Origin of the sequence: Streptomyces sp. HB132, from assembly GCF_016909575.1 — a bacterium.
Lineage (GTDB): Bacteria > Actinomycetota > Actinomycetes > Streptomycetales > Streptomycetaceae > Streptomyces.
Genome location: NZ_JAFBGA010000008.1, coordinates 400752 through 407136 on the forward strand (window position 1 = coordinate 400752; position 6385 = coordinate 407136).

Below are 6385 nucleotides of genomic sequence, written 5' to 3' on the forward strand. Positions count from 1 at the left end.
AAGAGCTGACGGTAGGGGGGGCTTGACGGTGGGCACGGTCGATGAGGTGCTGCGGAGCGCAGGCGATGCTTGCGAGAGGCAGCTGCGGGGGTGGGTGGGGTCACTTCAGGGGCCCGCTGCTGAGGTGGCTGCCTATCAGTTCGGCTGGTCGGGGGAGGGTGCACGTCAAGGCGGTAAGTACGTGCGTGCTGCCCTGACTCTGGCGTGTGCGCGTGCGGTCGGAGGTGCGGACCGGCAGGCGGTGCCGGCGGCAGCGGCGGTGGAGATGGTGCACAACCTGTCGCTTCTCTACGACGATGTGTTGGACGGTGACACGGTGCGGCGCCACCGGGCGGCCGCGTGGCAGGTTTTCGGCCCGTCATCCACAGCCCGGTCAGCGGACGCGATGATGCTGACCGCGTTCGACGTCCTGTCGGAAGCCGACGGGCCGGACGGGCCGTTGGCTGGTGAGGCGTCGGCCGCCCTAGTGGATGTACTGATCCAACTGGCGGTCGGCGAGAGCCTGGACCTGGTCTTCGAAGGCCGGAGTGAGGTGACCTTGGCGGAGTGTCTGGAGATGGTCTCGGGCAAGACCGCCTCGCTGTTCGCCTGCGCTTGCCGGCTGGGTGCCCTCTACGGAGGCGCCGACCCGGCCGTCTGCGCCCAGTGGGCAGAGTTCGGGCATGACCTCGGCATGGCCTTCCAGCTCGTGGACGACCTGCTCGGTATTTGGGGCGACCCGGCGGTGACCGGAAAGCCCGTCTTCAACGACCTGAAGAACCGCAAGATGTCGGTGCCCGTGGTTGCGGCGCTGATGTCCAAGACCCCTGCCGGCGACGAACTCGCCCGCCTCTACTCGCAGCCCGGGGGCGATACCGCCGGCCTCGCCCGCCTGGTCGAGGAGGCGGGTGGCCGGGCCTGGACCAGCGACCGCGCCGCCCAGCACGCGACAGCCGCACGCGACCGGCTGCACCGCCTCACAGCACTACCCGAGGCTCTCGAAGACCTCGGAGCGCTCTGCACGGTCGTGATCAGACGCGTGCACTGACCTTCCAGGGCGACGGTCCGTCCATGATGTGCGCGCGGCCCTGACCGAACAGCTCGGCGTCCACCTCCTTGAGCCTGCGCAGTTCCGCGGGCTGGTGCAGGGCGTGCACGGCCGCGGGAACCCCGGTGACACCGGCTGCCTCCAGCAGGGCGTTCACGGCGAGGCGGGCGGCCTGGTTCGCGCCCTCCATCGTCGCCAGGTTCACGGGGGAGCGCACGTAGTCCCCGGCCATGAACAGGTTCGCTGCCGCCGTAACCGCTCGCGGGCGCGCCGCCCAGGAACCGGTGGTGTTGATCAGCAGCGGCTCGTCGTTGACCGCCAGCCCCGGCCCGTTCAGGTTCCGCACCGCCGGATCCAGCTCCCACGAGTGCAGCAACCCCTCGTGCAGGCGGGTTCGACCAGCTCCGTTGAGCCCGTCGCACAGTTGCGCCCAGACCTCGGCCGCGATCTCCGCCCGGCTGCACTCCCGGGCCGGCCTGCCGTACAGGATGCCCGGGGTGTCCCAGGAGGAGATGTCCACCGACAGGCAGTCGGCCACAGTCCCGTCGCCATAGGTGGCCGGGAAGTCGCAGTCCCAGAACTGGGCCTGGCTGATCGAAGTGAGCGCCCAGGGAGAGTCCAGGAACAGGACATGGCCGTGAGTGACGGGCACCGGCTGGGTCAGGTAGAACTGCATGCCGACCATCCAGTCCGTGTGCAGGCCCGTCACACTCTTGAGCTCAACGTCGGCCTCCGCAAGCCCGCGGTCCAGCAGCGCGCCGACGCGATGGACCGGCAGCGCGCAGACAAACCAGTCAGCTTCCAGCTCCCGCAGCCGGCCGGCCGGACCACGCAGTTGGACCCCGGTGACACGGCGACCGCTCAGGGCCAGCTGCTCGACCGCCCATCCGAGTTCCAGCCGCACCCCCAGGGAAGCCAGATGACGGATCCACGGGTCGATCCAGGCAGTGCTGGTGGGGCCGTTGAGCACCCGGTCCGCCGGCTGCAGTTCCTCGCCCCGGCCGAGGAACCCGTAACTGAAAGCCTCCAGGAACCCACCGACCGTATGCGCACTGCAGACCTCGGCCCGTGCCGCGACCACCGTACGGGTCGCCCCCACCACACACGCCTTGACGTACTCCTCGGAGGCGCCCTCGGCCGCGGCGAAGTCCCACCACGAGGTCGACTCCCACTGGCCCAGCCGCCGCTCATCACTGCTCGTCATGTAGACGAGCATTCGGTTCGCGAAGTACAGCAGTTCCTCGCTCGTCAGCCCCCTGCCACCCGCCTCCAACCCGACAGCACGCAGGAACTCCATCGGAGTCCGAGACCCCGCAGCCACGGACACATCCGTGACCCGCTCACCCACCCGGCCCGAGCGCGCGGAAAGCATCTGTGTCGCCTCCCGCAGATTCCCCGCCACCCCCTCCGTGCTGCCGTCGACCGGGATACGGCGCAAAGTGTCCGGCAGACTCCGGTAGAACCCGGGGAAGAACCTAAACCCGTGCTCACTGGGCAGGTCCAACCGCCCGCCTCGGCCGGTCCCCGGCACCCACGCACTGCGGGCTTTGCCACCCCAACCGGCCAGCTCCACCACCGTCACCTCGAAGCCGCGCTCCGCCAGCTCCATCGCCGCCGTCAACCCGGCCACGCCACCACCCAGCACCGCGACTCGCAAGCCCCGCCCCACTGAAATCACCACACCCTCTACAGGGGCCACCAGCGAAGCCCCTTCCACCCAGTCACGACGAGTAGATCATTAATCTGTTTTGCGTCACGGACGAGACCTTCCCCCTCAGTCCCCGGCGGCTCAGCGGCCGGCCTCGGCTCGTCCTGCTTGACATCACCGCCACCGACGAAGAGACCGCCCACGCCCCGGTGGGCGAGCCGCAACAACTCTGGACTACCTTCGGCATCACCCCCGTTCCGACCGAAGGTCGGCTCCGCCCGAACTTACGGGCCCGTGCGTTGGGCCTGTCGCAACAGCGGCCTCGTCGCTTCTGCGACTTAGCTACGTGGCGAAGGGGGACCGCCTCGGCTGGAGCAGGGGCTTGCACCTCGGGACGACAATCGGGCCATCGGCCTGTGCAGCCTCGGCCCACAGCACGAAATCGGTCCACCGACCCTGTCGGTGGACCGTCACGAAACTTCGAGGTCAGGACCCATTTCCACGTGCCGCCGGCGGCTCACATCCGGCAGCCGATCACCGTGCCGCTCCGCCACCAGCTTCCCGCGCAGGACCCTGCCGTAGGGCGGGACGGAGCCCTGCGCGGAACGCAGCACCGAAGGACAGCGCAATCACTGCCGGGTGAAGTGCCACATCTGCGAAGTAGTCGGAGAGTTCGGGTTGGGCAGTTCACGCAGCGGTGCGTAGTTGTCGTCCCCGAACAGGCCGGTTACAGCGACGTCCTCGTTCAGGAAGGGCGACAGAACCCACCGTGCAGGGCTCTCGTCGGTGGACCGGAGGATCCACCATTGGGACTTGTTCGTCGTGCACGCAGCCAGGTACACCGAGCCCCCCGGCTCTCCGGCCCTGGCATCGGCGCAGTTCCCGGTTCGGGCGCTCTTCCAGTGGAAGATTCCGGGACGCCCGTTCACCTGCTCGAACTGGAATGTGCGCGGGAAGGGATGGTCTTGCCGGTAGTAGACCTGAAGGAAGGTGCCGGCGTTGCCGACCGTGTCGTCAGGGACCAGGTAGTTGGTGTGGGCGTCGTTGGTGATGACGACAGGCCCCGAGGGGACGGGGGCGGCGGTAGGTGCGGCTTGCGCGGACCCTGTCAGGACTGCGACGGAAAAGATGGCGGCCGCGGCAGCGGCCCAGCGACGGATAGTCATACGGGCGATCTTGGCGGGCCAGATTTGTGACAAACCGTTTTTTCGGGAGATGACCACCCGATCGAGGAGTGCCAGCTACCCGGGGTGGACCGGAGCCGCTGTCCGGCTCGGAACTCTCCACGACGGACGGAGTGCTGATACTCGCCCAACCTGACAAGCAGGATGCCACCGCGGCCTGGAAGAAGACATATGGACGCCACCAGATGAAGGGGCTTCGTCAACCCGGCAGTCGCCCGGCTGCGGCCTATTAACACGGGCAGCACAACACGCCACCGACCGAAGCGACAGTCTCCGCGCACTCTCTGATTCACGCGGGGCGCACGCCCCCTTACTCCTTTTGGGTGACCAGTTCGCGGTGACGATTGCGGCAAGATCGAAGTGAAGTGATCTTGCCGCACGAGTTCTTCTCATTCATGCCCATCGAGCAGCCCGCACGATGGGCCTCCCTCTGCGAGAGCGGCAGTCCAGGGTCTTCTCGCGCAGCACGAAGGGGCGCCCCCTGGGCGGGAGCGCGTCTGTGCGCAGGTCACCCATTGCATGGTCAATTGGCCGAATACCGTGGAGTATTGATATGGCGTTGACATCGGCAGCGGTTGCGGCTGAGTTGGAGGCTGCGAGCAAGGTCGGGGATCCCGCGGCTGACACGCTGGTGACCGACCTCCTCGAGAACAGGGAGGTCGACGGGATCAACGCCCTGTTCCGGACGATCGGAACGCTCAAGCCCGACACGGATATGTCACGGCTTCCCGATCGGCTGGCCCAGTTCCTGCGGGAGGCAGCTACCCCGCCGCCGGATTGGAGCGAGGCAGACGTCAAGGCCGCCGAGGGCTTCTTCGGCCACCACCACGGCACCGCCTCGATGCTGCAGGGCATCGTCGGCCTCATCGGCACCTACCTCGCACCCACTGGGGCATTCACCCTGCGCTCCACCGGCCGCCTCGGAGGTGTCGAGGGACCGGGCCGAAGGCTGTCGCAGTCCTCTCGCCTGTTCATCGACATGGGCAACAAGAACGCCATGCGCGACGGAACCCTGGCAGCCATGGCCACGAAGGTGCGCCTCGTGCACGCCTCGGTACGGCAACTGCACAAGCAGAGCGGCCAGTGGGACTACGACAAGTGGGGCGAGCCGGTCTCCCAGAAGTACACCACCGGCGCAGCCTGTATCTTCAGCACCCAGATCCTGCAGGGCATGAGGAACCTCGGCATCGATGTCTCCGCCGACGACGCCCGCGGCTTCATGTGCGCCTGGCACTACGTCAACCACTACCTCGGCACGCCGGAGAAGTGGCAGCTGCCCAAGGACGCCGACGAGGCCGAGCGGCTGTGGAACCAGGAGCGGGAGACGGAGTGGAAGAAGACCGACGACGGTGTCTTCATGACCGCCCAGGCCATCAAGTTCTACCGCGATCTCCTGAAGCCCGGAGCCAGTGACGCCTACATTGCGCTGACCCGCGTTGCGCTCACCGACAAGTACGCGGACATGGCCGACTTGCCCAAGAGCCCCCTCGACCTCGCGGGCAAGCCGCTCGCTGCGGGCCACGGCCTCGTCAGCGGAACGGCCGGCGGCCTCTTCGGAGGAGCCGCCCAGCGGACCGTCGGCGTCAACCCATACAAGGACCTCCTGGGAGTCGCCTCGAAGGCGTTCAACGAGATCGAGCAGTACGCACTCACCCACGACCAGGACGACCAGCCTCAGATGCACCAAGAACTCGACGACGACCGCTGACCACCGGTCATACGGCCTAATGGAGCCGCCAAGCGCACTGGAGTATCGCGCTTGGCGGCTGCGGCTTCTCACACAGGCTCAAGGCGGAGGCAACTGAACCCTCTGCCCCAGTTCAGCTCAACACGCTGAACTTGACAGAGAAGCCTTCGGTGACCAGTGCGGTGTAGGCGTTGGTCAGGATCTGGTGACGACAGCGCACGCCCCAGGGAACGGCCTGCTCGGTCCCCTCCAGGGGAGGCATCCGGTACTGCTCGGACCAGGCTTCGGACGCCGTCTGCTCCTCGGCGCGCTTCGCCTTGAGCCAGGCGGCCTTGTCCTGCTCGTCGCCTTCGTTCGAGGCGCGCCAGCAGTCGGTGCTTATCTGCACTTCACCTGAACGAGTGCCTCGCTCGCCGCTTGCGTACGCGCTCACTCGCGCGGTGCGGCGGCTCGGGGCCGCTGTCCATCGGCCCTTACGGCATGTGGACGGTTCCACATGGGCAAGTAGCCGTTGTCAGGAGCGCTACCAGAGCCTGGCTAAGGCTCCTCCTCGGGTGGAACATGGGGCATGGACTTTTTCGATGCCGAAGGCACGTGGTGGCTGCCCGGACGGCAGGCAGAAGCCGTCGCTGGCAAGCTGATCTTTGATCCGGATGGGCTGAAACTCACCACCTACGGATCACTTCACGCCGTCAAAGCGCTGGAGCCCGGTGGACTGACACCGCTGGAGCTCGTCCGGGTAACGGGACTGCTGCACGAATAGGTGACACCTGACCTGGCTTGCTGAGAGGCGGCCTGGAAGGATGTCGCAGTGCCCAAGCCGTATCCCAAGGAGTTCC

General features: G+C 67.1%; 6 protein-coding genes. 3 read left to right on the forward strand and 3 right to left on the reverse strand.

What is annotated here, in order from left to right:
- Positions 1-46 precede the first annotated feature (46 nt).
- Positions 47-1027, forward strand: coding sequence for a polyprenyl synthetase family protein (locus JOC24_RS20385; RefSeq protein WP_374104515.1), 981 nt, complete (start codon positions 47-49; stop codon positions 1025-1027).
- Here the strand turns inward: JOC24_RS20385 and JOC24_RS20390 are convergent.
- Together JOC24_RS20390 and JOC24_RS20395 are read right to left on the reverse strand one after the other, a co-directional pair.
- Positions 1011-2744 (reverse strand): hydroxysqualene dehydroxylase, encoded by a 1734-nt coding sequence (locus JOC24_RS20390; RefSeq protein ID WP_205021769.1) that lies wholly within the window; start codon positions 2742-2744, stop codon positions 1011-1013. The genes JOC24_RS20385 and JOC24_RS20390 overlap by 17 nt on opposite strands.
- A gap of 560 nt (positions 2745-3304) precedes the next feature.
- A complete protein-coding gene (locus tag JOC24_RS20395) occupies positions 3305-3841 on the reverse strand; it encodes a hypothetical protein (protein WP_205021770.1) in 537 nt (178 codons plus the stop codon).
- A gap of 571 nt (positions 3842-4412) precedes the next feature.
- Here JOC24_RS20395 and JOC24_RS20400 point away from each other — a divergent pair.
- On the forward strand, positions 4413-5567 hold the full coding sequence (locus JOC24_RS20400) for an oxygenase MpaB family protein (protein ID WP_239580698.1): 1155 nt from the start codon (positions 4413-4415) through the stop codon (positions 5565-5567).
- A 112-nt stretch (positions 5568-5679) separates the two neighbouring features.
- Here JOC24_RS20400 and JOC24_RS20405 read toward each other — a convergent pair whose 3' ends face one another.
- Positions 5680-5934 (reverse strand): ATP-binding protein, encoded by a 255-nt coding sequence (locus JOC24_RS20405; protein ID WP_239580699.1) that lies wholly within the window; start codon positions 5932-5934, stop codon positions 5680-5682.
- Positions 5935-6114: 180 nt separating this feature from the next.
- Here JOC24_RS20405 and JOC24_RS20410 point away from each other — a divergent pair, with 180 nt between their 5' ends.
- Positions 6115-6309: an ApeA N-terminal domain 1-containing protein gene (locus JOC24_RS20410; protein WP_205021771.1), complete on the forward strand. Its 195-nt coding sequence runs from the start codon at positions 6115-6117 to the stop codon at positions 6307-6309.
- Positions 6310-6385: the final 76 nt, after the last annotated feature.